The 26550-nt window shown below is 72.1% G+C and carries 28 protein-coding genes and 3 pseudogenes; 12 read left to right on the forward strand and 19 right to left on the reverse strand.

All coding sequences use genetic code 11. The annotated features are described in order from the left end of the window. Positions 1-76: 76 nt before the first annotated feature. The 7 genes from Sfulv_RS04290 to Sfulv_RS04320 all read right to left on the reverse strand — a co-directional run bounded on the left by Sfulv_RS04290 (position 77) and on the right by Sfulv_RS04320 (position 8187). Positions 77-592 (reverse strand): SRPBCC family protein, encoded by a 516-nt coding sequence (locus tag Sfulv_RS04290; protein WP_173311565.1) that lies wholly within the window; start codon positions 590-592, stop codon positions 77-79. Continuing rightward, positions 589-2082, reverse strand: coding sequence for an MFS transporter (locus tag Sfulv_RS04295; RefSeq protein ID WP_218578034.1), 1494 nt, complete (start codon positions 2080-2082; stop codon positions 589-591). The genes Sfulv_RS04290 and Sfulv_RS04295 overlap by 4 nt, the downstream gene beginning before the upstream one ends. Positions 2083-2179: 97 nt before the next feature. Next, the gene (locus Sfulv_RS04300) at positions 2180-4087 is read right to left on the reverse strand and encodes an HAD-IB family hydrolase (RefSeq protein WP_173311570.1); all 1908 of its coding nucleotides are present in this window, start codon (positions 4085-4087) and stop codon (positions 2180-2182) included. Between the two features lie 63 nt (positions 4088-4150). Next, positions 4151-5737, reverse strand: coding sequence for an MmgE/PrpD family protein (locus Sfulv_RS04305; protein WP_173311573.1), 1587 nt, complete (start codon positions 5735-5737; stop codon positions 4151-4153). Next, a complete protein-coding gene (locus tag Sfulv_RS04310) occupies positions 5734-6051 on the reverse strand; it encodes a hypothetical protein (RefSeq protein ID WP_173311575.1) in 318 nt (105 codons plus the stop codon). The genes Sfulv_RS04305 and Sfulv_RS04310 overlap by 4 nt, the downstream gene beginning before the upstream one ends. Then, entirely contained in the window at positions 6048-7835 is a 1788-nt protein-coding gene (locus tag Sfulv_RS04315) for a carbamoyltransferase family protein (protein WP_173311578.1), read from the reverse strand. The genes Sfulv_RS04310 and Sfulv_RS04315 overlap by 4 nt, the downstream gene beginning before the upstream one ends. Positions 7836-7968: 133 nt before the next feature. Further along, the gene (locus Sfulv_RS04320; protein WP_173311581.1) at positions 7969-8187 is read right to left on the reverse strand and encodes a hypothetical protein; all 219 of its coding nucleotides are present in this window, start codon (positions 8185-8187) and stop codon (positions 7969-7971) included. Here Sfulv_RS04320 and Sfulv_RS04325 point away from each other — a divergent pair. The 5 genes and pseudogenes from Sfulv_RS04325 to Sfulv_RS04345 all read left to right on the forward strand — a co-directional run. Then, complete coding sequence (locus tag Sfulv_RS04325; RefSeq protein ID WP_256668807.1) at positions 8186-8794, forward strand: class I SAM-dependent methyltransferase; 609 nt, start codon at positions 8186-8188, stop codon at positions 8792-8794. The two genes, Sfulv_RS04320 and Sfulv_RS04325, sit on opposite strands and share 2 nt — an antisense overlap. 79 nt (positions 8795-8873) lie before the next feature. After that, positions 8874-9290: a GDSL-type esterase/lipase family protein gene (locus Sfulv_RS04330; RefSeq protein ID WP_173311584.1), complete on the forward strand. Its 417-nt coding sequence runs from the start codon at positions 8874-8876 to the stop codon at positions 9288-9290. Next, on the forward strand, positions 9287-9556 hold the full coding sequence (locus tag Sfulv_RS04335; protein ID WP_173311587.1) for an SGNH/GDSL hydrolase family protein: 270 nt from the start codon (positions 9287-9289) through the stop codon (positions 9554-9556). The genes Sfulv_RS04330 and Sfulv_RS04335 overlap by 4 nt, the downstream gene beginning before the upstream one ends. Before the next feature lie 221 nt (positions 9557-9777). Next, positions 9778-10596 carry an isocitrate lyase/PEP mutase family protein gene (locus Sfulv_RS04340; RefSeq protein ID WP_173311590.1) on the forward strand — a complete coding sequence of 273 codons (819 nt, stop codon included), beginning with the start codon at positions 9778-9780 and terminating at the stop codon, positions 10594-10596. A gap of 114 nt (positions 10597-10710) precedes the next feature. Further along, positions 10711-10848: pseudogene (locus tag Sfulv_RS04345) on the forward strand (3-hydroxyacyl-CoA dehydrogenase family protein); the annotation flags it as partial. Between the two features lie 63 nt (positions 10849-10911). Here Sfulv_RS04345 and Sfulv_RS31400 read toward each other — a convergent pair. After that, positions 10912-11232, reverse strand: a pseudogene (locus tag Sfulv_RS31400) (WS/DGAT domain-containing protein); the annotation flags it as partial. A 177-nt stretch (positions 11233-11409) separates the two neighbouring features. Here Sfulv_RS31400 and Sfulv_RS04355 point away from each other — a divergent pair. From Sfulv_RS04355 to Sfulv_RS04370, 5 genes are all read left to right on the forward strand, one after another. After that, on the forward strand, positions 11410-11550 hold the full coding sequence (locus Sfulv_RS04355) for a burhizin family lasso peptide precursor (RefSeq protein WP_173311593.1): 141 nt from the start codon (positions 11410-11412) through the stop codon (positions 11548-11550). 181 nt (positions 11551-11731) lie between these two features. Beyond that, the gene (locus tag Sfulv_RS04360) at positions 11732-13156 is read left to right on the forward strand and encodes an asparagine synthase-related protein (protein ID WP_173311596.1); all 1425 of its coding nucleotides are present in this window, start codon (positions 11732-11734) and stop codon (positions 13154-13156) included. Beyond that, complete coding sequence (locus Sfulv_RS30105) at positions 13111-13554, forward strand: asparagine synthase-related protein (protein WP_256668808.1); 444 nt, start codon at positions 13111-13113, stop codon at positions 13552-13554. The genes Sfulv_RS04360 and Sfulv_RS30105 overlap by 46 nt, the downstream gene beginning before the upstream one ends. After that, on the forward strand, positions 13535-13792 hold the full coding sequence (locus Sfulv_RS30110; protein ID WP_246353003.1) for a lasso peptide biosynthesis PqqD family chaperone: 258 nt from the start codon (positions 13535-13537) through the stop codon (positions 13790-13792). Before Sfulv_RS30105 ends, Sfulv_RS30110 begins: the two co-directional genes overlap by 20 nt. Further along, positions 13789-14202 (forward strand): lasso peptide biosynthesis B2 protein, encoded by a 414-nt coding sequence (locus Sfulv_RS04370; RefSeq protein WP_173311601.1) that lies wholly within the window; start codon positions 13789-13791, stop codon positions 14200-14202. Before Sfulv_RS30110 ends, Sfulv_RS04370 begins: the two co-directional genes overlap by 4 nt. Before the next feature lie 198 nt (positions 14203-14400). Here the strand turns inward: Sfulv_RS04370 and pheT are convergent, their stop codons facing one another. From pheT to Sfulv_RS31405, 8 genes and pseudogenes are all read right to left on the reverse strand, one after another. Next, complete coding sequence (gene pheT / locus Sfulv_RS04375; RefSeq protein ID WP_173311604.1) at positions 14401-16914, reverse strand: phenylalanine--tRNA ligase subunit beta; 2514 nt, start codon at positions 16912-16914, stop codon at positions 14401-14403. Next, positions 16914-18052, reverse strand: a pseudogene (pheS, locus tag Sfulv_RS04380) (phenylalanine--tRNA ligase subunit alpha). Before pheS ends, pheT begins: the two are co-directional and overlap by 1 nt. Before the next feature lie 199 nt (positions 18053-18251). Next, complete coding sequence (locus Sfulv_RS04385; RefSeq protein ID WP_173311607.1) at positions 18252-19418, reverse strand: sensor histidine kinase; 1167 nt, start codon at positions 19416-19418, stop codon at positions 18252-18254. Between the two features lie 56 nt (positions 19419-19474). Then, entirely contained in the window at positions 19475-20383 is a 909-nt protein-coding gene (locus Sfulv_RS04390) for a TrmH family RNA methyltransferase (RefSeq protein ID WP_246353005.1), read from the reverse strand. Positions 20384-20500: 117 nt separating this feature from the next. Further along, positions 20501-20884: a 50S ribosomal protein L20 gene (gene rplT, locus Sfulv_RS04395; RefSeq protein WP_173311610.1), complete on the reverse strand. Its 384-nt coding sequence runs from the start codon at positions 20882-20884 to the stop codon at positions 20501-20503. A 106-nt stretch (positions 20885-20990) separates the two neighbouring features. Then, positions 20991-21185, reverse strand: a complete 195-nt coding sequence (gene rpmI / locus Sfulv_RS04400) for a 50S ribosomal protein L35 (protein ID WP_173311612.1) — start codon at positions 21183-21185, stop codon at positions 20991-20993. 123 nt (positions 21186-21308) lie between these two features. Continuing rightward, positions 21309-21806 carry a translation initiation factor IF-3 gene (gene infC, locus Sfulv_RS04405; RefSeq protein WP_371874627.1) on the reverse strand — a complete coding sequence of 166 codons (498 nt, stop codon included), beginning with the start codon at positions 21804-21806 and terminating at the stop codon, positions 21309-21311. After that, the gene (locus Sfulv_RS31405; RefSeq protein ID WP_371874628.1) at positions 21758-22135 is read right to left on the reverse strand and encodes a translation initiation factor IF-3; all 378 of its coding nucleotides are present in this window, start codon (positions 22133-22135) and stop codon (positions 21758-21760) included. The genes infC and Sfulv_RS31405 overlap by 49 nt, the downstream gene beginning before the upstream one ends. A 237-nt stretch (positions 22136-22372) precedes the next feature. Between Sfulv_RS31405 and Sfulv_RS04410 the strand changes: the two genes are divergently transcribed. Next, the gene (locus Sfulv_RS04410; protein ID WP_173311615.1) at positions 22373-22735 is read left to right on the forward strand and encodes a DUF1844 domain-containing protein; all 363 of its coding nucleotides are present in this window, start codon (positions 22373-22375) and stop codon (positions 22733-22735) included. A gap of 98 nt (positions 22736-22833) precedes the next feature. Here Sfulv_RS04410 and Sfulv_RS04415 read toward each other — a convergent pair whose 3' ends face one another. Then, positions 22834-23562: an SseB family protein gene (locus Sfulv_RS04415; RefSeq protein ID WP_173311618.1), complete on the reverse strand. Its 729-nt coding sequence runs from the start codon at positions 23560-23562 to the stop codon at positions 22834-22836. 182 nt (positions 23563-23744) lie between these two features. Between Sfulv_RS04415 and Sfulv_RS04420 the strand changes: the two genes are divergently transcribed. Then, positions 23745-24473 carry a serine hydrolase gene (locus tag Sfulv_RS04420; protein WP_371874629.1) on the forward strand — a complete coding sequence of 243 codons (729 nt, stop codon included), beginning with the start codon at positions 23745-23747 and terminating at the stop codon, positions 24471-24473. On the opposite strand, the gene mycP is transcribed toward Sfulv_RS04420, so the two are convergent. Together mycP and Sfulv_RS04430 are read right to left on the reverse strand one after the other, a co-directional pair. Continuing rightward, complete coding sequence (gene mycP / locus Sfulv_RS04425) at positions 24470-25663, reverse strand: type VII secretion-associated serine protease mycosin (RefSeq protein WP_173311621.1); 1194 nt, start codon at positions 25661-25663, stop codon at positions 24470-24472. The genes Sfulv_RS04420 and mycP overlap by 4 nt on opposite strands. After that, on the reverse strand, positions 25660-26448 hold the full coding sequence (locus Sfulv_RS04430; RefSeq protein ID WP_173311624.1) for a hypothetical protein: 789 nt from the start codon (positions 26446-26448) through the stop codon (positions 25660-25662). The genes mycP and Sfulv_RS04430 overlap by 4 nt, the downstream gene beginning before the upstream one ends. Positions 26449-26550: the final 102 nt, after the last annotated feature.

Raw genomic sequence — 26550 nt, forward strand, 5'->3', positions numbered from 1 at the left:
TTCCGGATGGCGGACGGCCCGGCCAGGGCAGTGCGGGCAGAAGCGGCCGATCAGGCGGGCAAGCCGGCCGACGGGCTCACCGCGCGTGTTCCGACTGTTCGACGACGTGCCGGATCCGGTGCAACGTGCGGCGCATGCCTGTCCGGTTGACACCCGCGCGCTCCGTGGCCGGGGTCCCGGTGAACACCCTGCCGAGGAACTCGGCGATCTTCGCGCCCCGGCCGCGGCGCAGGTCCTCCCAGTACTCGACGAGTTCCACCCCCTCCGGACAGGGCTCCACACGGTAGCCCCACAGGGCGATGGGCAGGCCGAAGGAGGTGACCCGGAACGCGAACTCCCGGTCCGGGTCGGCGCGTACCACCCGGCAGGAGGTGAACCAGACCGACCGGCCACGGCGGTTGAAGCCCACGAAACGGTCACCGGCCCGGGGCACGGCGCGGCGGGAGACGACGGCCCAGCACTCGGGGCTCCACCGGCTCATCCGCCGGATACTGGCCACCGTGGCGTAGACCCGCTCCGCCGGTGCTCGGACGACGACGCGTTCCTCGACGGTCCACTCCCGCACGGCGGGCGCCGCCCCGCGCGCCGTCACAGCTCCACGCCCTTGCCGGCGACGGGCGCAGCGGCGGCAACGGGGGTGCTGGGTGCGGTGTCCGGCCGAGGTCGCCCCCGGCGCGAGGCGAGTCCGAGGCCGAGGAGCCCCGCGACGGCGGCCGTGGCACAGATGAAGAACACCACGTGGCTGTACGGGGTGGGCGATGAGGAGGTCTGGGCGGGCAGGATCGCGGCGAGTACGGCGATGCCGAGTGCGCCGCCGATCTGGCGTACCGCCATGTTGAGTCCGGTCGCACCGGCGAAGTCCGCCGGCTCCACGGACAGCGCGGCCGCGCTGGACAGGCCCGTGCTGACCGCGCCGATGCCGGCACCGGCCAGCAGCCCGACCGGGATCCACATGCTCCACAGGGCGGCGTGCGAGGAGAGCGTCAGTGCCAGCCAGAGCGCCGCCCCCACCAGGGCCGACGTACCGAAGAACACCACGAGGTGCGGACAGCGCCTGCTCAGCGACCGTCCGACCAGCACCGCGACCAGCGCGGACAGCACCGCCCCGGGGCTCATGGACAGCCCCGCCGCCATCCGCGAGTACCCCCAGACGTCCACCAGGAACAGCGCGCCCACCAGCAGCCAGGCGTACAGCGCGGCGCCGAAGAAGAACGAGACCAGGTTGGCCAGGGCGAAGACCCTGCTGCGCCACAGCCGGGTCTGGATGGCGGGGCGGGGGTGGGTGCGGGCCCGCAGCAGGGCCAGTGCCAGCAGGACGAGGCCGCCGGCGAAACAGCCGAGCACCCGCGGATCGGCCCACTGCCACTCCTGACCCTGGGTGACCCCGAGCACCACGAGGGCGGTGCCCGCCGCGAGGAACAGGGTGCCGAACACGTCGGGCAGCCCGTGCGTGGTCCGCTCCGGCACGCGTACCACCTTGATCCCGGCGAGCAGCGCCAGGCCCAGAGGCACGTTGATGAAGAACACCGAGCGCCAGCCGACGGCGTCGATGAGGACCCCGCCGAGGATCGGCCCGGCCGCCGCGGCGGCGGACGCCGCCGCGCTCCACAGCCCGATCGCGGCCCCCCTGCGCTGGGGTGTCACATCGGCGAGGACGACGGCGAGGGACGCCGGGATCATGGCCGCTGCACCGAGGCCCTGCAGGGCCCGGGCGACCAGCAGGACGGGGAGGCCGGGCGCCAGGGCGCAGAGCAGCGAGGTCGCGGTGAACAGGCCCATGCCGATGATGTAGAGCCGGCGCCGGCCCAGCACGTCGGCGAGGCGTCCCGCGGGCGCGAGGAAGGCGGCGAACACAATGGCGTAGAGCGAGATGACCCAGGTCAGGTCCGTCACCGAGGCGTCGGGGAAGCTGTCGCGCATGTCCGTCACCGCCAGGTTGGCGACGGTGGCGTCGAGGATCGAGAGGAAGATGGCGCCCGCGGCGAGCGTGACCACGACCGGGTAACTCGGCTTCCGGGCAGCCTTGTCCAGGCTATGTCCCATGGCTCCTGAGCCCTTCGTCGTACCGATGTAGAGCTTCACTCTCGCAAGGACCCCAGCCCCGCGCTGGCAGGTTTCCGACATGGTCGCTGAGGGCGGTACGAAGGCCGAAAACTCCTCCGGGCCCCGGCCGTGAGGGTCAGCGGGGCGGTGCGCCGGGAAGCCGCCGCCATTCGCCGGCCTCGGCGTGCCGGACCAGCACCGGATCGGCGCCCACGACCACGGGGTGGCCCACGGCGCGCAGCATCTCCAGGTCGGTCGCATGGTCACCGTACGCGTGACAGCGGCCCCGGGGAATGCCGCGCTCTCGTAGCAGGGTGCGCACCGCGTGGGCCTTCTCCTCACCGATCATCGCGGCGCCGAGCCTGCCGGTGTGCACGCCGCCGACCGTTTCGGGCCGGGCGCAGAACACCGCGTCGGCGCCGACCTGCTCCGCGATGGGGTCCAGACAGGGGGCGAAGGACCCCGAGACCAGGACGACCGTGTCGCCCCGGCGCCGGTGTTCGCGCAGCGCTGCCACGCTCTCCGTCAGGAACAGCGCGCCGGAGCGCAGTTCGGCGGCGAACCAGGCCCGGCCCTGTGCGGCGAGCTCGCGATCGTCACTCCCCTCGTAGAGGCGGTAGTAGGCGCGCGCCACGTCGGCCCGGGGCGCGCCGCCCTGCGCCAGGGCCCGCAGCCCGCGCACCGCCTCGTCGAAGACGGAGAGCGGCCTGCCCGAGGCCCTGACATGGTGGCGCAGGAACCCGGACATGCTGTTGACCGAGATCAGTGTCTCGTCGACGTCGAAGAACGCGACCGCGGGCGGGTGCGCGGGCCGGAGGCCGGCCGGGTGCGCGGACATCGCGCGATCAGCCCCAGGCGACGGGAAGCTCTTCCCATCCCCGAGAGCGGCGAAGTCCTTCCAGCGCAGCTGCTCCGGCGGTACCGCGAGCCGCAGCAGTGGGAACCGGTCGAACAGGGCGCGCATGCCGATGGCCAGTTCGACGCGGGCGAGCCCGGCGCCGATGCAGAAGTGCGGGCCATGTCCGAAGGCCACCTGGGTGCGGTTCTCCCGCTGGATCAGGTAGCGGTCGGGTTCGGGGTACACCTCGGGGTCCCGGCTGGCGGTGCCGACCGAGGCGAGGACCGCCGAGCCCTCGGGGATGACGGTGCCGCCCAGGTTCACGTCACTGGTCGTGATCCGGATGGCGGTCCCGCCGCCGGGGCCGTTGAGTCGCACCACCTCTTCCACCGCGTCGGGGAAGAGTGCGGGATTCGCGCGCAACAGCGCGAGCTGGTCGGGGTTGCCGAGCAGGGTGGCGGTCCCGCCGCACAGCACGGTCACCGTGGTGTCGTGGCCTGCGATCAGCACAAGCGTGCCCAGGCCCACGATCTCGGCCTCGGAGGGCTCGCCCTCCTCGTCGTGGATCTGCACCAGAGCGCTGATCAGGTCGTCGCCGGGTTCCGCACGCCGCAGGCCGATCAGCTGTGCGAAGTACTCCCGCATGTCCTGGCTGGCCTGGTTGATCTCCTCGGGCGGGTACTTGGTGAGGGACATGAACCGGTCCGACCAGGCGCCGAACCTGTCGTAGTCCTCGAACGGCACGCCCAGGGTGCGGCAGATGACGCGCAGGGCGAGCGGGCGCGCGTACACCTCGGCGAGGTCACCGGCGGGCGGCCCGGCCTCCATGGCATCGAGCAGGTCGGCGGCGACCTGCTCCACGTAGGGGCGCAGCCGCTCCACGCGCTGCGGGCTGAATGCCCGGTTGGCCAGCTTGCGCAGCCGGGTGTGGCGCGGGGGGTCCATGGTGAGCATGCTGTCCGGGTCGGGCTCGACCACCTGCGCGCGGGCGGCGCCGGGCCTGAACAGTGCCTCCCGGCTGAACCTCCGGTCCGACAGCGCGGTACGGACGTCCTCGTGCCGGGCCACGAACCAGGCGGGGTCGCCGGTGGCGAGGGTGATGGGACACACCGGCTCCTCGCGTTGCGCCTGCGCGTACACGTCGGGCGGCACGAGCGGGTCGGTCCGCTTCGTCGGATAAGTGAACCTGGGTATGTGCTCGGACATGGCGCGGTACCCCATTTCTCCCGGCGCCCGCGCGCTGCGCGGGGCCGGACGTTGTCCCGGTGTTCAGTGGCCGTGCGGCAGGCCGGAGCCGATGAGCGGATCGGAGGCGTACGACGCCTGGGAGGCGGGCCGCGCGCCACCCGTGGGGAGCGGTTCGCTCAGCGCGCGGCTCACCAGCTCGTCCAGCTCACGTGCGTCGAGTGAGGCGATCCCCTCCAGCGCGTCGACCACCCCGGACGAGGCGCCGGACCGCATGAGCTTCTCCCGGGCGAGTGTGCGGTGGGTGTCCCTCGTGGCGGGGCCGGCCGATCCCCGTGGCCGCTCGCAGGACGCGGTGAGAACCCGGCCGTCGCGGAGGGTGACCCGCAGCCGGGCGCCCACGGTCTTGCCGGCCTCCTGGAAGGTGCTGCTCGGGGGGCCTTCGGCCGCGGCGGCCACCGCCGCGTCGTCCCCCATGAAGTCGGCGAGCCACTGCGTCCCGCGGACCCCGGCCTGGCGCAGCGCCTCGCCCAACGGGGCGGTCGCGCGCACGACTTCGCGACTGAGGGCAGCGTCGTACTCCAGACGCACCCGATCCGCGAGGGACCAGCGCCGGGGTTCGGTGGTCGCCGGTTCGGCGAGGTCGAGGGGGCCGACGGAGCCGGTGAGCAGCGCGGTGGCCACGTTGTAGGCGACGCACACGTTGAGCGCCATGATCGCCGACCGTTCGCGGTCGATGTAGGCGGCGCCGTCCTCGTCCATGGCGATGGTCAGCCGGGGGGCGAAGACCACGATCTCCTCGATCGAGGCCACGTCCTCCGGGGAGAGCCGGGCGTGCAGCTCTTCTGCGCAGTCGACGGCCGCGTCGACGTACGCGCCGGCCGGGCGCATCTTGAAGGTCAGGGTCTCGGTGTGCCAGCGGGTGCCGAATCCGGCCGTGACGACCTCCGGCGACGGCACGTGGGAGAACTTGGCGAGCAGGCCGCCCGGGTGCTCCAGGATGTCCTCCGGGCCCCGGAGCCCGGCGACGGCGGCGTCGCAGGCGTCCAGCGCGGTCCGTACCGGAACCGCCGCCGAGAGGACCTTGGCCTCGCTGCCGATGAGAGCCCGCCGCAATGGCCACGGCGGCATCGCGAGGGCGAGCCCCCACGCGCCGGTCCACAGCCCGGGCGGCGCACCGGCACCGTGCATCCGGCCCGCGACGGCGCCCACCAGCTGGGTGTACGAGGTGCCCTGGCCGCGCAGCGGACCCAGCGCGGCGGCGGCGGTGACCCGGGCGGCGCACTCGTTCGCGGCGACGATCGCCGTCAGCAGGGCCCGCCCGTCGAGCTCCTGTTTCCGCCGGAAGGCCAGGGGCACGCCCACAGAAGCATGGGTGACATGGCCCGCGTACATGCTGTCCTCGTAGTACAGGCACGAGGACAGCGCCGCCAGCACCTGCGCCACACGCGCGGGATCGTGCGCGACCGGTGATCCGAAGGCTCTTACGAGCTTGCGTCCCAGCGGATGGCCCAGACTCGCCCGGACCACCGCGAGGTGCGACATGACCTGGCTGATCGCGTACTGCTCGATGCGTGTCGGCAGGTCGTCGTGGCGCAGGCCCGCCGCCCACTCGGCGAGCCGCCGGGTGAGAGAGGCGTCGCGGACGTGGCCGCGTCCCGGCGTACTCATGCCTCCCGCCAGGGGAGACCGCGCCGCCGGTCCTCGATGGACCTGACCGCACACGTCGCTGCGAGGACCGAGGCGCGGGCCGCGCCCAGCGCCTCGCGTGCGTCCACCGACAGCCTCTCGTCGGCCGGTGCCCGCCGGGCCCGTGCGGCGGCCCTGGTGAGCTGGAGTGCGCATTCGACGGAGGCGATGCATGCCTCCTCCAGCGGGGTGGGGCGGCCGGATCCGCAGGTCAGTTCGGACAGCACGGTCTCCAGCAGCGAGCTGACCGGCCGGCACGCCAACTGCTCCGGCTGGGCCGTGTCGACATCCGTCACTTCTTGACGACCAGGAAGCGCCCGATGACCAGATAGTCGATCTCGGTGTGGAGGAAGCACCCGAGCGCGTCTGCCGGCGAGCAGACGATCGGTTCACCGGCAACGTTGAACGACGTGTTCACCAGACACGGCACCCCGGTCAGCGCGGTGAAGTTCTCCAGCAGTGCCGCCAGCTTGGGGTTGGACTCGGCTGTGACGGTCTGCACCCGGGAGGTGCCGTCGACATGCGTGGCGCCGGGGATGACGTCGTGGAACTGGGGCCGTACCGGGAAGACGAACGTCATGTACGGCGACGCCTTCTTCTTGCCCATCTCGAAGATCCGGTCCGCCTCGGACTCCAGCACGACCGGGGCGAAGGGCCGGAACGGCTCCCGGTGCTTGACGCGGGTGTTGATGATGTCCTTGATGTCGGCGAAGCCGGGGTTGGCGAGGATGCTGCGATTGCCCAGGGCCCGCGGGCCGTACTCGGCGCGGCCCTGGAACCAGCCGACGACGGTCTTCTCGCTGAGCAGCTTGGCGGTCTGCTCGGCCACCGACTCCTCGTCCAGCTCGGTCCACTCGACCTCGTCGGCACGCTCGGCCAGCGCGGCGCGTATCTGCTCGTCGTCGTAGGAGGGACCCAGGTACGGGGTGGTGGGGGCCGGGCGGGAGCGCCCCTTGATCCCGCCCGCGTAGACGGCGGCGCCGATCGCCACACCGGGGTCGCTGGCACCGAAGCTGACGTGGATGTCGGTGAAGCGAGTGCTCTCCAGGAGCTTGGCGTTGTTCACGCAGTTGAGCGCGAGGCCGCCCTCGTAGATCAGCTGGGTCAGGTCGGTGCCGGCCTCCAGGGCGCGCAGCTGGTGCGCCGTGACGACCTCGACCATCTGCTGCGCGGCGGCGGCCACCTCGGCGCGGAAATCTGTCTCCTCGCGACGCCGTTCGTCGCCGCCGAAGATCCGGTCCAGGAGGGGGTAGTAACCGCGGGTCCCCTTCGGGTCGTTGGCGAGGGCGAGGGTGTAGCGCCCGTCCTCGTGCAGTTCGACCACATGGCGCAGGAGAGGGTTGGCCGACGCGGACGGGGGCGGGGCGAAGGCCGCCAGGCCCATCACCTTGTACTCGTCGTTGTTGGGCATGAAGCCGAGGTAGCGGGTGATCTCGCCGAAGAGCAGGGCGAGGGAGTGGCTGACGCCGATGGCCGACTTCTCGAAGAGCCGGATCTCGCCGTCCCGCACCTCGCCCGTGACGGCGGACAGCCGTTCGGCGCGTCCGTCGCTCACCATGAAAGCCGCGTCCCGCTCGCCGGACAGGTAGTAGCCGCACATCAGGTGGGCCAGGTGGTGCGGGACCGGGACGAGCTTCTCCGCGGGCAGGTCGTAGCCGGTCCGGCGCTTGAAGTCGGCGTGCAGCGCGTCCTTGCTGACCAGCCCGCCGTAGAGTTCGCCGAACCGCCTGAGGCGGTCGAACTTCTGCTCGACGGTCAGGCCGCTGTCGCCGATGTCCTGGATCATCGCGTTCACGACGTCGGAGGAGAACGACCAGGGGAACGCGATGACATCCACCTGGTCCAGGCGCACATCGGCGGTGTCCAGGCACCAACGCAGGGAATTCGCCGGGAAATCGGAGGTCTTCTTCTCCCGGTTCAGCCGCTCCTCCTCGACAGCCGCCACCAGTTCCCCGTCGACGGACAGTGCGACGGCCGCGTCATGGCCCAGGATGCTGTGCCGGTCGATTCCGGTCGCCCCGTACAACCGGCCGAACGTGTCGGCACCGTCGGTAAAGCCGTTGTAGCCAAGGACAATCACACCGGACTCCTTTGGTGACTGGGTGACGCACCGTGAGTGGGACTGGGTACTGTCTCGAACCCATCGTTCAGGGCCCGGCTGGGACGGCCCTGAGATCCGGCTGAGACGGGCGCCTCAGCCGCGGGCCGTCGTATCAGGTCAGGCACCGGCCGGACGCGGAGAACTGGATCAGACCTACCTCGCCGCGGGGCAGCTCCCGGCCCGTCACCGGGTCCACGGCACGCAGTCGGCCGAACCCGGGCACCGGCCGTACCGGCACCGGGCTCGCCGGAACATAGACCGGGGCGCTGACAGCGTGCTGGCGCGGCGGTGTCAGCGGACGGCGGAGTGCGGGGAGATAGCGTCGGCGCATGCCAATGAACAGGGCGCACCGGACGCTGTGCGGTTCACATGAGTGGGCCGCCTTCACCAGGCGTCGGCTCCTGCCCTGGGCGCTGGAGGGCGTCGGGCTGGGCGAGGACGTCCTGGAGGTGGGCCCGGGGTACGGCGCCAACCTCCGGGTCCTGGTGGAACGTGTCTCCCGCCTCACCGCCCTGGAGATCGACGGGGCGACCGCGCGCCGCCTCGAACGGGACTGGGGCACCAGGGCGCTGATCGTGCACGGGGACGCCACCGCGGCACCGCTGCCGGACGCCGGTTTCTCCGCCGTGGTGTGTTTCACGATGCTGCATCACGTGCCGACCGTCGTGCTCCAGGACCGGCTGCTCGCGGAGGCATACCGGATGCTGCGGCCGGGCGGGGTCTTCGCCGGCAGCGACAGTCAGTTGACGCTGCCGTTCCGCCTGCTGCACCTCGGCGACACCATGAACGTCGTCTGTCCCAGGATCTCGGGGAGCGGCTCGCCGCGGCCGGCTTCGACAAGGCCGTCGTGGAGCGGGACCACCGCGGTCACCAGCTTCGCTTCCGCGCGCACAAGGCATAGCGGGGGCGGGAAAGGCGCCGCGCGGGCGACCCGGTGATGTCGATTTTCCGCCAGCGGGCGAGGTGCCCGGGTGCCATCGTTGACCGGGGACACCGGATGCACAGGAGGAAGGGAACATGGAAACCATCGACGTGACGGAGAGCAACGATCCTCATGTGGTGTCACCGGCCGAGGGGTCGGAGCTGCTGCGGGGTGCGCCCTGGTCCCGGCTTGTGATCGTCGGCGACAGCGTCGCCCAGGGGGTCAGCGAACCGCGCCGCGGCTACCGCTCCGAGCCCTGGTCGAGCCTGGTGATCGCCGCGCTCCGCACGGTGCGCCCGGAGCTGGAGTACCTCAATCTCGGCGTGCGCGACCTGGTGACCTCGCAGGTCCGCGAGACGCAGCTGCAGCCGGCGCTGGATTTCGAACCCGACCTGGTGATCGCGCTGTGCGGGGGCAACGACGGCCTGCGCAAGGTCTTCGACCCGGACGCCGCGGAGAACGAACTCGAGGCCCTCTTCACCCCCTGCGCAAGGCGGGCGGCACCCTGGTGACGTCCGGCTTCTTCGACATCATCGGCAACCCGCACTTCGACGAGCGCTACCGCGGCGTCGCCCGCGAGCGCCTCGCCGTCCTGTCGCAGCGCATGCGGGCGGTCTCCGAGCGCTTGGACGCGGTCTACGTCGACATGCAGACCCACCCGACGGGCCGTGAGGAGTCGGTCTGGAGCAGCGACGGCATCCACCTCAACGCCCGTGGCCAGGCCGTCCTCGGCACCGAGATCATCCGTGCCCTCGGCGCGCGCCTGGGGAACAACTGAGTCTGCCTGCACGGGCCGCATGGTCCCGGAGCCGGGCCGGGAGCCCGGGACAGCCTCCGGTCCTGACCGTTGCCGCGGGCGGCGGAGCGAAGTCCGCAGGCGCCGCCCGGCGCTTCCCGGGAGCGACCATCTCCGGGGCGTTCGCCCACCCGACGCGCGGTCGACGTCCATGTCGGATTCTTGCCAGACGAGGGAGGGCGGCCGATGTTTGACTGCCGTCCATGACCACGTCACGACTGGACAGCGCCATCCTCTTCCGCTCCCTGCACACCTCGACCGCTCCCCTCGCGCTCGCCAACGCCTGGGATGTTGCGAGCGCCCGCGTCATCGAGGCCGCGGGCGCCCCCGCGATCGCCACCACCAGTGCCGGCGTCGCCTGGTCGCTGGGTTCTCCGGACGGCGACCTCCTCGCCCGCGATCGGGCGCTGGAGCTGATCGCTCGAATCGTCGGTGCCGTCGCGGTGCCGGTCACCGCCGACATCGAGGGCGGGTACGCGACAGACGCAGCCGGCGTTGCCGAGACCGTCGCCGGGGTGCTCGCGGCGGGCGCCGTGGGCGTCAACATCGAGGACGGCACCCGTCCCCCGGCAGAGCTCGCGACGCGGCTGGCCGCGGCCCGGCAGACCGCGGACCGCGCAGGCGCCGACCTGTTCCTCAACGCCCGTATCGACACCTTCCTGTTCGGGCTCGGTGACCCGGACACCCGACTGAAGGAAACCCTGGCCCGGGCGCACCTGTACGTCGACGCGGGCGCGGACGGCATCTTCGTCCCCGGCGTCACCGACCCAGCCACCATCACGGCGCTGGTCAGGGACGTCTCCGTGCCGCTGAACGTCATGGCCGGCCCCGGCGCGCCGTCCGTTGCCGAACTCGGCGCCCTCGGCGTAGCTCGCGTCAGTCTCGGCTCGGGTGTGGCGCAGGCCGCCTACGCCGTCGCCCGGCACGCCGCGCAGGAGCTCTTCGGCACCGGCGGCTACGACTCGATCGCCGAAGGCATCGCCTTCCCCGAACTCAACGCACTGATGTCCGAGCCCCACTGACCGGTCGCGGAGAGCGCTCAACTGCCTTTTCCTCCGCGTACGCCCCCGGTCTCCGCGCGGACCGCGGTAGCAGGTGGGTCCGCTGGAAGCGCAGGTCACAGGGGTATACGAAGCGCCGACCAGTCGTACGCGGAGTACAAGGAGCCCTTGTACTCCGCTCCCCCGCTGCTCCAGCGGATGGTGAACGCGGGCCGCCTCGGCCGGAAGACGGGTTCGGGCTTCTCCCGGTCCTGGAAACCGGCCCGGGTGTGAGAGCTGACGACCTCCGTCCACACCCTGTCGGGCCGGCGCGCCGGCCCGGACCTTCTTGAGCGCCTGCTCCCACGCGTGCGGCATCCATCCGATGTGCGGCATGGAGGTGTGTGAGCCGAAAGCGATCCGGGCCTGCCCCTGGTAGGACCAGAGCAGGCACGACAGTGCGTGTCCGGGGAAGGTGGGGGCGCCAGGCACCAGATCCAGGACTGGGGAACCCCTGAAGGACAGGGGGTTCTTGGAACGCACGGAGGAGACGACGGCCCGGCAGCAGGCTCCGGAGCTGATGCGTTCACCGAGGGCGAGGGTGGCCGGGAAAGGCGTGATGCGCCTGATCGTGAGGTCCAGGGCGGCCCGGAACCCGGGCCTGTTCCAGGCGGTCATCTGCCTGCCGCAACCTCAAACACCAGCTCAGGTCAGAGCTCCAGGATGAACAGAACCAGGGTTCAGGAATCACACGGCGGAGTGGTTTGACCGGCGATCCTCTGCGGGGGGCCAGGGCTGAGGGGTTAATACCCATGAGAGGGCAGGTATCGCCTGCTCATGAGGAACGGAGTTGCTGTGGACGCGACGTTGCGTACCGAGCCGGCTGACACCTACGAGAGCCCGCTGATGGTCGAGGTGGGCGGCTTCGCCGACCACACCCAGGGTGCTGTCGGCGAGAAGAATGAGGCGGGCTTCGGCAAGTACGACGACGACTGACAAGTGGGCGCCGTGGTCGCTGAGTTAGGGCGGCGGGCGGTGGTCACGGCGCCGGGATGAGCGGCTGCCGGAGCATGTTCGGCCCATCGGGCGGGCGCGGGAGTCCGCGCCCGCTCCTGTGAGGGGAAAGTTCTTGGGCGAGGTCTCAGCCGCATGGTTCGTCGTGGTTCCGGATCGTGCGATGGCATCCGACGTCCTTGACCGGTTACGCAGCCATGCTCCGCAAAGTGTGCCGCACGCGTCGGGGCGGCCCTGGCTCTTCGGCCGCTGGCCGAAGGAGCAGTGGGCGTTCGCCTCGGCCGGCACGTCCCTGCTGGCAGTGGCCGGGCGGTGCTCGCTCACCGCACAGGATCTGACCGTGCGCTTGAACGGCGTGCGTGATCTGCCGGACGTCGAGACAGCGGTGCGCGGCGCCGCCGGCAGCTTCCATGTGCTCGCGTCCGTCGACGGGCACAGCTACTTACGGGGTAGCGCCTTCGGCACACGCCGACTGTACTGGACGACGGTTGACGGGGTGACGGTGTGCGCGGACCGCGCCCGCACGCTGGCCTGGCTCACTCGGGCCGCGGTGGACACCGGCCAGCTCGCCGCCCGCCTTTCGACCGTCGACCCGCTGCCCCACCCACTGGCCGGCAGCGCGATGTGGCGGCAGGTGCACGCCGTCGCGCCGGGCCGGGCCGTAATCGTGGAACCGGACGGGAGCCACCGCACGAAGGAGTGGTGGCAGCCGTCCGCCCCGCACCTCCCCCTCGCTGAGGGAGCGGTGGCCCTGCGCGATGTACTGCGGGAGGCGGTGTCGCTGCGCGCGCGGCCGGGGCAGATCCTGGGAGCGGACCTGTCCGGCGGCATGGACTCCACCTCACTGTGCTTCCTGGCTGCCGAGGCCGGGGCCCGCCTGGTAACCGCGTCCCTGCACAGCGCCACCCCCGGCAACGAGGACCGGTACTACGCTCCGTATGCCGCGGAGCGCCTTCCCGGCTCCGAGTCCCTGGTCTTCCCGTTCGCCGAGCTGCCGGGCTACTTCGCCGGGCTCGGCGTACGGCATGATCCCGCCGACGAGCCCACCGCCGTGACGCGGGGGCGGGCCGTGCAGAAGCACCTCGCCCAAGCATTGCGCCACCGGGGTGCGCGACTGCGCCTGAACGGATATGGCGGCGACGACGTCCTCCTGCCTCCCCGGTCCTATCTCCATACGCTGGTGCGCCGGCATCCGAGCCTGGCGCTGCGGCACGCGGCCGGGTGGAGAGCGCGCTCACGCTGGCCACTGCCGGCCACCGCGAGGATGCTGTTCGACGGCCGCTCCTACCACCGCTGGCTGACTGCGGCCGGCGGCCGTCTGCGCGAGCCCGCAGCCGGACGGCCCGGCCCCGACAGCTGGGGCATGGGCCGCGCCTTCCCCTGTGGGCCACCGACAGTGCCGTGCACCTCGTGGCCGGCCTCCTGGACACTGCCGCGGCGCAGGAAGCACGACCGCTGGCTTCCGGACGCGGCCTGCACGGGCGGCTCCACCAGGCGAGGGAAGCGGGCAGGATCGCCTCCATCTTCTCGCACGACTCGACGGTGGACGCCCTGCCCGCCGAAAGTCCGTTCTGCGACGACACGGTGATCGCCGCGTGCCTGGCAGTACGCGCCCAGGACACAACCAGCCCCTGGACCTACAAGCCTCTCCTGGCGGCGGCGATGGACGGCATCGTGCCCGACCACCTGCTGCAGAGAACCACGAAGGACCACGTCACCCAGGAATGGCACCACAGCCTGCGCCGGCACCGACGAGACCTCGCCGCCCTCGCCACCGACTCCCATCTGGTCGCCGCCGGCATCGCCGATGAGAACGGGCTGCGGCGCGTGCTGCACAGCCCCGAACTGCTCACCGGCCACACGCACGGGCTGGAGCAACTCCTGGCAGCCGAACTGTGGCTGCGGGATCTCGCCGCCCATCCCCTCCCGGCCTACCTCACCACCCCCGAATCCGAGGAGCGTCCCGTTGAGCCGACTACGCGCTGATGTCACCTGCACCGCCACGGAAGACGGCATGGTCCTGCTCGACCAGCGCGCCGGCCGGTACTGGCAGCTCAACACCACCGGCACTACCGTCCTGCAAGCGTTCCTGAACGGTTCCACACCCCAGCAGATCACCGACGCCCTGGTCCAGGCACGCCCTGTCAGCCGCGAGCACGCCGAAGCTGATGTCACCGCCCTCATCGACCAGTTCTTCCGTGCGGGACTGGTGAGCGCCCCGTGAGCCGGCAGACGCTCGACACCACCAGCACCCGCCCCCCGGCAGGACGCCGGCTGGCCGCCCACACCGCTGTAAGCGCCGCCCGGCTTCTGTCACACCTGCCTCCCACCCGCCTCCAGGCGGTACTGCGGGCCGCCAGCCGAGGGGCGAAGAGCGCCTCCTACGACACGGCACTGTCCGCGCGAGGAGATGTCACCGCGGTCAGCGTCCTGTGCTCGGGCCGCTACTGCCTCCAACGCTCCCTGGCCACCGCGCTGCTGTGCCGCATCGGCGGGACCTGGCCCACCTGGTGCACCGGAGTACGCACCTCCCCCTTCGCCGCCCATGCCTGGGTCGAAGCTGAAGGACGCCCCGTCGGCGAACCCGCCGACACCGCTGCCTACCACACGATGCTCAGCGTCCCACCACGCTGAACCGACCGGATCGAACCGTTCTCATCCCTTGCGAACCACCCGATGCCCGACCCGTCCTGCCGTGCGCTCCGGCCTGCCCGGCACTCCGTGGCCGAGCGGGCGGCGCAGGAGCGCACAACTCACCGCCCACGCGGACCGGGCACGAAGGAGGGGCGTATCCACCGGATACGCCCCTCCTCACCACCTGCGGGTGCCGTGCTAAGCGCCGCGCAGCACCGCGCCGGTCCGCTCGGCGGCCAGCGCGACCGCCGCGTCACGGGCGGCCGAAGCCTCCTCGACGGTCAGCGTCCGGTCCGCGGCGCGGAAGCGGAGCGCGTACGCCAGGGACTTCCTGCCCTCGCCGATCTGGTCGCCGGTGAAGACGTCGAACAGCCGCAGCGTTTCGAGGAGTTCACCCGCGCCCTCGCGCAGCGCGCGCTCCACGTCGGCGGCGGTCACCTCCTGGTCCACGATCAGCGCGACGTCCTGGGTCGCGACCGGGAAGGCCGAGATCCGCGGCGCCTGGAGGGCGCCGTCGACGGCCTGCTCCAGGACGTCGAGCTCGACCTCCATGGCACAGGTGCGCTCGGGCAGGTGCAGCTCCTTGACGACTCGCGGGTGCAGCTCACCGGCGTGGCCGAAGAGCGTCTCCTCGCCGTCCACCATGACGTACAGCGCGGCGCAGCGGCCGGGGTGCCACGGAGCGTGCTGGTCACCGCGGACGATCAGCTCGACGCCGGCCTCCCGGGCGATCGTACGGGCGGCCTCGACGGAGTCCGCCCAGTCGGCGGGGCGGCCCTTGCCCCACCAGCCGGCCTGCTCGCGGGCGCCCGCCAGGACGACGGCGGCGCGGCGCGGCTGGCGCGGCAGCGCGGCGTCGAGTCCGGCGATCTCCTCGTCGGTGGGACGACGGTCGACGGGCAGCCGGACGGCCTGCGCCTCGGTGCCGGTGGGCCGGAAGACCAGACCGGTCTCGAAGAGCGCGAGGTCGTGGCTGCCGCGGCCGTCGTTGCGCCGCAGGGCTCCGAGGAGACCCGGCAGCAGCGTGGTGCGCAGCGCGGGCTCCTCGTCGGAGAGCGGGTTGACGAGCGTGACCGTGCGGCGGCGGTCGTCGTCCGCGTCCACGCCGAGCTGGTCGAGGACGGCGGTGCCGATGAACGGGTAGCTCAGCGCCTCCACGTAGCCCGCTCCGGCGAGCGCGCGGCCGATGCGGCGGTGCAGCCGCTGACGGTCGGTGAGCCCCCGGCCCGATGGCGGCGTCGGCAGGGTCGAGGGGAGGTTCTCGTAACCCTCCAGCCGGATGACCTCTTCGGCCAGGTCGTTGGGCTCGGCGAGGTCGGGGCGCCAGGAGGGCACCGTGACGATCAGCTCGTCCTGCCCGTAGACGTCGCAGCCGACCTGCTGGAGGCGGCGTACGACGGTCTCCCGGCCGTACGCGACGCCGGCCACCCGGTCGGGATGGTCGGCCGGCATGGCGATGGTGCGGGGCGCGGACGGGGCGCTGATCTCGGTGACGCCCGACTCGGCCATGCCACCCGCCAGGAGGACCAGCAGGTCCACCGTGCGCTGGGCGGCGGCGGCGGCCGCTGCGGGGTCGACGCCGCGCTCGAAGCGCTTGGACGCCTCGGAGGACAGCTTGTGACGGCGCGCGGTGCGGGCCACGGAGATCGCGTCGAAGTGCGCCGCCTCGATGACGACCGAGGTGGTGGTGTGCTCACCGGCCGCGGAGTCCGCGATCTCGGTGTTGGCTCCGCCCATGACGCCCGCGAGGCCGATCGGCCCGCGGTTGTCGGTGATGACGAGGTCCTCGGCGTCCAGGACGCGCGCGGTGCCGTCGAGCGTGGTGAGCTTCTCGCCCTGCTGGGCGCGGCGCACCCCGATGGGCCCGTCGACCAGGGTCCGGTCGTAGGCGTGCAGCGGCTGGCCGAGTTCGAGCATCACGTAGTTCGTGACGTCGACGGCGAGCGAGATCGGGCGCATCCCGGCCTTCTGCAGACGGCGCTGCAGCCAGATCGGGGAACGCGCATCGGGCTCCAGGCCGACGACGGTGCGCGCGGTGAAGCGGTCGCAGCCGAAGGGGTCGGAGACCTTCACCGGGTAGCCGAACGCGTTCGGCGGGGGTACGTCGAGCAGGGCCGGATCGCTCAGCGGCAGCCCGTACGCGATGGCGGTCTCACGGGCCACGCCGCGCAGGGAGAGGCAGTACCCGCGGTCCGGTGTGACGGCGATGTCGAGGACCTCGTCGACGAGCTCAAGGAGCTCGATCGCGTCGGTGCCCACCTCGTGCTCCGGCGGCAGCACGATGATGCCGTGCGTGCCGTCGTCGCCCATGCCGAGCTCGTCGGTGGAGCAGATCATGCCGTGGGAGGTCTTGCCGTACGTCTGACGGGCGGCGATGGCGAAGTCACCGGGCAGCACGGCGCCGGGGAGCACCACGACGACCTTGTCGCCCACGGAGAAGTTGCGGGCTCCGCAGACGATCTCCTGCGGTTCGCCGGTGCCGTTGGCCATGCCGACGTCGACCGTGCAGAAGCGGATGGGCTTCTTGAAGCCCTCCAGCTCCTCGATGGTCAGGACCTGTCCGACGACCAGCGGGCCCTTGAGGCCGGCGCCGATCTGCTCGACGGTCTCGACCTCCAGTCCCACGGCGACGAGCTTGGCCTGTACGTCACGGCCGGTCTCCGTCGCCGGCAGGTCGACGTACTCCCGCAGCCAGGAAAGCGGGACGCGCATCAGATCTCCATCCCGAACGGCCGGGTGAACCGGACGTCACCCTCGACCATGTCTCGCATGTCTTCGACGTTGTGGCGGAACATCAGCATCCGCTCGATGCCGAACCCGAAGGCGAATCCGCTGTACTTCTCGGGGTCGACCCCGCAGGCGACGAGCACCTTGGGGTTGACCATGCCGCAGCCGCCCAGCTCGATCCAGCCCTCGCTGCCGCAGGTGCGGCAGGGGCGGTCGGGGTTGCCGACGGAATCGCCGCGGCAGACGTAGCAGACCATGTCCATCTCGGCGGACGGCTCGGTGAACGGGAAGAAGTTCGGCCGGAGCCGGGTCTTCATGTCCGGGCCGAAGAGCGCCTGGACCATGTGGTCGAGGGTGCCCTTCAGGTCGGCCATGGTGAGGCCCTCGTCGACGGCCAGCAGCTCGATCTGGTGGAAGACCGGGGTGTGCGTGGCGTCGAGCTCGTCGGTGCGGTAGACCCTGCCGGGGCAGACCACGTAGACGGGGGGCTTGCGGCCGAGCAGGGAGCGCGCCTGGACCGGCGAGGTGTGCGTACGCAGCACGATGCCGGACTCGTCACCCGTGGTCACCCTGCCGTCCGGCGTGGTGCCCTGGACGAAGAAGGTGTCCTGCATCTGCCGGGCCGGGTGGTCCGGCACGAAGTTCAGGGCGTCGAAGTTGAACCACTCCGCCTCGACCTCGGGCCCTCGGCGATCTCGTACCCCATGGCCACGAAGACGTCGGCGACGCGCTCCATGATCGTGGTCAGCGGGTGCCGGGCGCCTGCCGGGGTGCGGTCGTACGGCAGCGTGACGTCGACCGCCTCCTCGACCAGGACCCGGGCGTCCCGCTCGGCCTCCAGCTCCGCCTGGCGGGCGGCGAGGGCCTTGGAGACTGCGCCGCGGGCCTGGCCCACGCGCTTGCCCGCCTCGGCCTTGGCCTGCGGCGGCAGGGCGCCGATCTCCCGGTTGGCGAGCGACAGGGGCGAGGTGCCACCGGTGTGCGCGGTCTTCGCCTGGGCGAGCGCGTCGAGATCGCCCGCGGCGGCGAAGGCGGCGAACGCCTCGTCCCGCATGCGCTCGATCTCTTCCGGTTTCAGTGCCTCGACCTCGACTGGGTCGTACGACTTGTTCGGTGCCGACATCTCTTCCCGTGCTTCCGATTGGCTGATACTGCTCTTACCGGGGGATACCCCCGGACCTCCGTGGCCCCGCTCGACGCCTGGAGGACACAAAGGTGCCAAAGGTCGAGTCTAAGCGCCGCCGGGAGGCGAAGAAGCCCGTGGCCGCTCAGGCGCTCGCGCCGCCCGCCGCCACCTGGTCCGATCCGCTGCGCGGAGCCGCCTATTTCAGATAGGCCGGAGTGCTCACAGGCAGGATAAATCGGAACTCGGCGCCGCCGCCGGGCCCCCGGTCGACGGTGATCGTGCCGCCGTGCGCCTCGACGATGCCCTTGACGATGTAGAGGCCGAGTCCCGTGCCGCCGCGCTTGCTCCCCCGCCAGAACCGGGTGAAGACGCGGCTCATCGACTCCTCGGGGATTCCGGGACCTTCGTCGCTCACGGTGACTGCCGTTCCTGTCTCGTCACTGTTCGCCGGCGCGGCTGCGGGGGCGATCTCAATGGTGACGGTTCCCTCGCCGTGGCGCACCGCGTTTTCGAGGAGGTTGCCGAGGACCTGGTCGACCTTGTCGGGATCGGCCCACAGGGCGGGCAGCGGCTTGCGGGAGCGGACGAGGAAGCGGCCGGGGTCCTGGCCGGTCGCGATATGGGCCTGGACATGGCGCTCGACGGCGGCGGAGATGTCCACGGGCTGGCGGCGCAGCTCCAGACGGCCGGAGTCGATCCGGGAGATGTCGAGCAGCTCGGCGATGAGCCGGGTGACGCGGTTGGCGTCGGCGTCGACCGTCTCCAGCATCAGCCGCTTCTGGTCGTCCGTGAACCTCTCCCACTTGGCGAGCAGGGTCGCGGTGAAGCCCTTGACCGAGGTCAGCGGGGAGCGCAGCTCATGGGCGACGGTGGCGATCAGCTCGGCGTGGCTGAGCTCGGTACGGCGGCGGGCCTCGGTGCCCCGCAGGGAGACCACCAGGCGGCGTACCGGACCGGTCGGCCTCTCGCGCACGTACCGCGCGGAGACCAGCACCTCACGCCCGCCGGGCAGGAGCAGGTTCCGTTCAGGCTGGCCGACCCGGGTGGCCAGCCCTCCGTACGGATCGGTCAGCGTCCACCACCGCCTGCCCTTGAGGTCTTCGAGGGGCAGCGCCTGTTCCAGCCGGCGGCCGAGCACGGCGGAGCTCGGAGTGGCGGTGATCCGGGCCGCGGCGGAGTTGAAGCAGATGACCCTGCCGGTCTCGTCGGCGACGACGAGGCCGTCGGGAAGATCGTCCGGGGCCAGGCCGCCGTATCCGAGGAGGGTGCCGGTGTCGGCTTCACCCAGCGGGGCGGTTGCGGCCTTGGCGGCGCGCATGACGGCCGTGTGTGTCTTCCGCGGCCTGCTCATGCCGACTGCCATATCGCCGTACCCCACCTCTCGAACCGGTGCAGTGGGCCCCCGAGTTCGCCACCCTACTAGTCGTCGGGGAACGAGCGACACCCTGCGGGATCGAATGGGCGACGATCCCCGGGGGCGCGTTCGGGAAGGGACGCGCGCCGCGAGCGCTGGGCGCGCGCGGAGGCGTACAGGCATACGGCCGCCGCCGTCGCGAGGTTGAGGCTCTCCGCCCTGCCGTGGATCGGTACCCGGATCACCGCGTCGGCCAGGGCGCGCGTCTCCTCGGGGAGCCCCCATGCCTCGTTGCCGAAGACCCAGGCGGTCGGCCCGCCCATGGTGCCCGCGTCCAGCTCGTCGTCGAGGTCGTCGTCGCCCGCGCCGTCCGCCGCGAGGATGCGCACGCCCGCGTCCCGCAGCCCGCGCACCACCCGCTCGACGGGTACGCCCATGGCTACCGGCAGGTGGAACAGGGAACCGGCGGACGCCCGCACGGACTTCGGGTTGTAGAGGTCCACGGAGGCGTCGGTCAGGACGACGGCGTCGGCCCCGGCCGCGTCGGCGCAGCGCAGCACCGTCCCCGCGTTCCCGGGGTCGCGTACGTTGGCGAGCACGGCGACGAGCGCCGGTTTCGCGGCGAGGATGTCCTCGAACGGCGAGTCCAGGAAGCGGCAGACGCCGATCAGCCCTTGCGGGGTGACGGTCTGCGACACGTCGGCGAGTACGTCGCCGTCGGCGAGATGGATGCGGGCTCCCGCGTCGTGGGCGGCGCCGACGATGTCGGCGTACCGCTCGGCGGCCTCCACGGTGGCGAAGAGTTCCGTCAGTGTCGGCTGCCCGTCGCCGCCCCGGTGCCCTGCGGCCTCGCGCACCGCCTGCGGCCCCTCGGCGATGAACCTGCGCTCCTTGCCGCGGAAGTTTCGCTTGGCCAGCCGCCGGGCGGCTGTGACGCGCGGCGATCGCGGGGAGATCAGTTCGGGGGTGCCCATGGTCGGCGGCGAGCCTCTCTGCGTACGGAGGGACGGAAGACGGGGGTGCAACGCACCGGACCCGCAGACGGCTGGCGCCTGCGGGTCCGGCTCACACACCTGGAAGGACTGCCTGGATCAGGCGGCCTTCGGGGCGTTGACGTCGCTCGGGAGGGCCTTCTGGGCCACCTCGACGAGCGCGGCGAACGCGTTGGGGTCGTTGACCGCGAGCTCGGCCAGGATCTTGCGGTCCACCTCGATGTTGGCGGCGTTCAGACCCTGGATGAGGCGGTTGTACGTCATACCGTTCTGGCGGGCAGCGGCGTTGATGCGCTGGATCCAGAGACGGCGGAAGTCGCCCTTGCGCTTCTTGCGGTCGTTGTAGTTGTAGACCAGGGAGTGGGTGACCTGCTCCTTGGCCTTGCGGTACAGGCGCGAACGCTGACCGCGGTAGCCCTTGGCCGCCTCGAGAATTGCCCGGCGCTTCTTGTGGGCGTTGACTGCCCGCTTGACGCGTGCCACTTGTTAACTCCTTGTAGCGGGGCCGTGGTTGAAACCCACACAGCCCGGAAACGAATTGGTCCCGGTCGGATCGAGCACCCGCCCCCGGGTCAGCGGGGGCGGCGGCTCACTTGCCGAGAAGCTTCTTGATCTTCTTGGCGTCGGCCGGAGCCACGACGACCGTGCCGGACAGCGAGCGGGTCTTCTTGGACGACTTGTGCTCGAGAAGGTGGCGCTTGCCGGCCTTCTCGCGGAGCACCTTGCCGGAGCCGGTGATCTTGAAGCGCTTGCTGGCACCGCTGTGCGTCTTGTTCTTCGGCATCGCGCCGTTCTCTCCTCGTCAGTGGCGTCCCTCACGGTGCGGAACACCGGACTGCAGGGGCGTCAGATCTTTGGTGGGATGTCCCGCGGGGACCTGGGGGCGCCTGGATGGCGGCCCCAGAGGTCACGCCTCGGAAGGTGTCTCGGTCGGAGCCTCGGCCGCCTCGGCCGGAGCCTCGGCCGCGTCGCCCTCGGGGTCGGCGTCGTGGGCGTAACCCTGACGCTCCGCCTTGCGGGCGGCCTGGGCCTCACGGGCCTCGGCCATGGCTTCGGTCTTCTTCTTGTGCGGGCCCAGAACCATGATCATGTTCCGGCCGTCCTGCTTCGGGTTGGACTCGATGAACCCGAGGTCCTCGACATCCGAAGCGAGACGCTGGAGCAGTCGGAAGCCCAGCTCCGGGCGGGACTGCTCACGACCACGGAACATGATCGTGATCTTGACCTTGTCACCCTGCTTGAGGAACCGGACGACGTGACCCTTTTTGGTGTCGTAGTCGTGCGGGTCGATCTTCGGCCGGAGCTTCATTTCCTTGATGACCGTGTGCGCCTGGTTCTTGCGCGCCTCACGGGCCTTCATGGCCGACTCGTACTTGAACTTCCCGTAGTCCATGAGCTTGCACACGGGGGACGGGCTGTCGCCGCCACCTCGACCAGGTCGAGGTCATACTCCTGTGCGAGCTCCAGGGCCTTGGCAAGCGGGACAATCCCGACCTGCTCGCCACTGGGACCGACAAGTCGCACCTCGGGAACGCGAATCCGGTCGTTGATGCGGGGCTCGGCGCTGATGGATCCTCCTCGGTAGCACCACGCGGACCGCCTGGCGGACAGCCGCGTGACGTCTGTTTCGAAAGACCAACCGTGCCGGGAGCAAGAAAAACGCCCCGGACGGGACACAGGCGGGGCTCCTGGAAATACCGGAACACCGCCGCAGTCAACCGCGGGGCGCATCATCGGGCAGCTCCATCGTCCGTACGGAACGATGGGCGCCACCTGACCGGTGACCCGCCGTCCCGGAGGACGGTCAGGTGGGAGATCGGAGCCTCCACTTGTGGGCCGGGCACACTGGTGTCCGGCCGGTCGTTACACAAGGTTAGCAGCTCCCGGCGGGTGCCGCTAACCCCTGGGCACCGCGGGCGGGGACCGTCTCCCGCAGTCGGGACCGTCCGGGCCTGGCCTTATCGTGTGGACATGAGTGACGCGACCCCCCGCAGTGAGTCCCCCGGCTTCGACGACATGACCCGCGACATCGCGGAGGTCCCCGCGGTCGAGGTGATCGTGACGGTCGCCGTGAACCTGATGAGCGCAGCCGCCGTGAAGCTCGGCCTCACCGAGGACGGCGACCAGCACAAGGACCTGGACGAGGCCCGCAAGCTGGTGCAGGCCCTGGCCGGCCTGCTGGACGCGAGCACCACCGAGATCAGCACCTTCCACGCCTCTCCGCTGCGCGACGGCCTGAAATCGCTCCAGCTGGCGTTCCGCGAGGCGTCGCTCGTACCGGACGAGCCGGGCAAGGGGCCGGGTGAGAAGTACACGGGGCCGGTGTACGGCTAGTCCGTCCCGCCCACGCCCCGCCCCAGCCGATCCGCCGCATGACCCGAGCCCGCCGCCTGTGACCAAGGCGGCGGGCTCGCGTCATGCGGGTCCGAGGGTCAGCGCGCGAACAAGGGCTCGCCCGGTGCGGCGGCGTCGGCCGGCAGCAGCGCCAGGTCGAGGCCGCGCACGAGCCCGGCCCGCAGCGCCTCGCTGGCGGCCAGGGCAGCGGCCAGCCGCTGCGCGGCCTCGGCGGGAACGGCGTCCGGGGTGAGGACCACCGCCACGATGCCGTCGGCCGGGCCGGGGCCGAGGTGGGCACGGAGCACCGCGGGCTCGGCGGCGACGACGTCCCGTACCGCCGCGACGACGGCGGGGTCGTCGAGCGGCTCGGCGCTGGCCCGGTTCTCGGCGAGGGCGCGCAGGGCCGGGCCGGTCAGCTCGAAGGGGACCGGGCCCGCGAGATCAAGCACCACGGTGTCCGCCTTCTCGTGCGCGGCGGCCTGGAGCGCCTGGTGCAGGGGCACGGCGACCGGGCGGGCCTGCGGGTCCCAGCGCGCCAGTGCCGCGGTCGAGGTGAAGGCGGGCAGTGCGCGGCGGTCACCCGCCTGCAGGGTGGGGACGGCCATGTCGCTGGTCTTCTCGCGGCGCAGTCCGTTCCCGTCCGTCTCCACCTCGCCGAGCACCGCGACGACGGGCACGAGCAGCCGGGCGCCGAGCAGGGCATGCAGAACCGGGCCGACCGCCTTCCGGTCCTGGGACCACGCGGCGAGCGCCGCGGTCAGCTCGGGAGCGGCTGTGCCGTCGTCGTCGGAGAAACCGGGGTCCGGGATGTTCTTGAGCGCCACGTGACGAGCGTAGTGGGTCGGTCTTCCCGTCCCGGCGACAGGTCGGCACAGGGGGCTGCCTGCGGGTTCGGCCGCCGGGGCGCCTTCCTGGTGGTTCGGCCGCCGGATCGCGCGCCCCTCGCTCCGGTGTGCGTATCCTCCGCTGCGAGCCGGCCGGCGCGCCGGCGGGCGAGGAGGCACGGGTGGATCTCGACGCGGTACTGGCCGAGGCGGTGGCGCCGCTGACCGGCGACGCCTCGTTGTCCGTCGCGGTGCTGTCCCTCCCGGCGCGGGGTGAGGGCGGCGGCGAACCGATCGCGGCGTACGGGGGCACGACGGCGTACGACACCGCGAGCATCGTCAAGGTCGACGTGCTGGCCGCCCTGCTGCTCCTGGCCCAGGACGAGGGGCGTCAGCTCAACGGGGCCGAGCTCGGGTACGCGGACGCCATGATCCGGCGCAGCGACAACACCTCGGCGACGAGGCTGTGGCGGGTGATCGGCGGGGCGGCGGGGCTCGACGCGGCCAATGCCCGGCTCGGGCTGACCTCGACCACGGCCGCCCGGGCGTGGGGGCTGACCCGGACGACGGCCCCGGACCAGGTGCGCCTGCTCAGGGCGGTCTTCGGACCGGCCGGGGGTTCCGTGCTCCGCGAGGCTTCCCGGGCGTACGTCCGGGAGCTGATGGGCGGGGTCGAGGCGGATCAGCGGTGGGGGGTGTCCGCCGCGGGTACCGGCTGGGCGCTGAAGAACGGCTGGATGCCGCGGACCACGACGGGGCTGTGGGACATCAACAGCATCGGCCGGGTCACCGCCGGCGGCCGTACGCGTCTGGTGGCCGTGCTCTCGGACGGGCACGCCACGAAGGAGGCGGGCATCGCACTCGTCGAGTCGGTGGCCCGGGCGGCGGTCGCGGCGGTGGGCGGTGCCTAGTAGGGCCTGGGCGCCCGGACGTGCCCGCCGCGCCACAGGACGACGGCGAGGGCCAGCAGTACCGCGCCGAGTCCGCCGGCGGTCGGGGCCAGCCAGTGCGCCGAGCCGCCGTCCGCACGCCGGGGGGTGGGGCCGGGGCCGAAGTACCGCTTGCCGTAACCGGGCGCCGCGGAGCCGGGGTGCTTGGCGGTACGGGTACGCGATCCGGCCTCGATCGCGGCGGCCGGGTCGACGAGCCCGTACCCCCGGGCGTCGTCGCGGCCGTCCGGCGGGGGGTTGCGCGCGGTGTCCGCGATGAGCTTCTTGACCTGGGCGGGGGTCAGGGCCGGGTGGGCGGAGCGGACCAGGGCGACCGCCCCCGACACGAACGCGGAGGCCGCGGACGTGCCCCACTCGATGTAGTAGTGCCGGTCGGGGTTGGCCACGACGATGTCCACGCCGGGCGCGCTGACGGTGGCGTACCAGCGGCGGGTGGAGAACGAGGCGTGCGTGCCGTACTTGTCGACGGCCGCGACGGCGATCACTCCGGGGTAGGCGGCCGGGTAGGAGACGCGGTCGCCCTTCTCTCCGCTGTTGCCGGCCGACGCGACGACGGATACCCCCTTGGCCAGGGCGTACTGGACGGCCGCATCCTCGCTGGGCTCGGGGTGGGCGGACTTGCTGTCGTCGCCGAGGGAGAGGTTGATGACGTCCGCGCCCTGGTCGGTGGCCCAGCGGATGCCCTCCGCCAGGGCGGTGCCGCGTGATTCGCGGGCCTTCGCGCGGGACGGGTCGTTGGACTCCAGGATCACCCGGCCGGGGAGGATCCTGGCTTCGGGCGCGATGCCGAGGACGCCGTCGCCGCGGCCGGGGCCGTTGCCCCGGCCCGCGATGATCCCGGCCATCGCGGTGCCGTGCAGGGCCCAGGCCGGGTCGCCGCGCTCGGCGCCGAAGCCGATGAGGTCCTTGCCCGGCAGTACCTGGCCCGCGAGGTCGGGATGGCCGGCGTCGACGCCCGTGTCCAGGACGGCGACCGTGACGCCCTCGCCCTTCGTGGTCTGCCAGGCCCGGTCGGTGTGGAGCGCCGCCAGGCCCCACTGCTGGTCGCGGATGTTGTCGGCGTGGGCGGGCACGGCGGGGAGCACGGTGAACGCGGTCGCGGCGCAGGCCGTCGCGAGTGCCCGGCGTCCGGGCGGACGTCGGCGGTTCACTCCGGCTGCTCCGTGAGGTCGGTGACGGCCCCGCGCAGACCGCGTTCCACCCGGTCCGCGACGCCTTTCGCCTCGTGGCCGAGTCCGGCCTCGGCGACGGCCGTCGCCGCGCCCGGGGCCATGGCGTCGGCGGCGGGCTGGGGTGCGGTCACCAGGCGTCCGTCGGCGAATCCGGAGACGGCGAACACGACGACGGGCATCTCGGTCAGGACGCGGACGGTCCAGCTGGCTCGCTGCCGGTCGCCGAAGCCGGCGGCCGCGGTGCCCTCGGGGGCGAAGGTACGGGGCATCAGGTCGGCGCGGGCGCCGAGGCCCTGGCGGGTGAAGCCGGCGCGGAGGCCGCGCATTCCCTCGGGTCCGGCCTCGGTGAAGACCATGCCCACGGTGACGACGCTGCTGCGGGTCGCGTCGGTGTAGGTGGCCCGCACCAGGCGGGCGCAGCCCACGGGGCGCAGCGTCTTCAGGAGCAGCGGGTCCAGGCCCGTGGCGCAGGAGGTGTCCGGGGCGACCGCGACCCGTGTCCAGAGGCGGTCCGTGGCCCCCGGGCCGGCCCCGTCGCCCTTGAGGGTGGCGGGGAAGAGGGTGCCGACGGGCACGCTGTGCCAGGCGGTACGGCCCTCGCTGTACGCGGTCCGGGCGGAGCCGGCCGAGGAGTCGCCGGTCAGCCAGGTCCCGGTGACCGCGCCGCCGATCAGACCGAGCCCGAGCACGAGACAGACGGCGGCGCCCAGGGTCCGCGCGGGGCGGCGCGGCCGGACGGGGCGCAGCCGGGTGGTGGTCTCCATGGGCGTCTCGGCGAACCCGTACGGGGCCGCCGCGTAGGGGTGCGGGTACGGGAGGGACGCCGGGGCGGTCCCCGGCGCGGCGGAGAGATCAAGGGCGCCTGC

Origin of the sequence: Streptomyces fulvorobeus (assembly GCF_013167895.1) — a bacterium.
Classification (GTDB): Bacteria; Actinomycetota; Actinomycetes; order Streptomycetales; family Streptomycetaceae; genus Streptomyces; species Streptomyces fulvorobeus.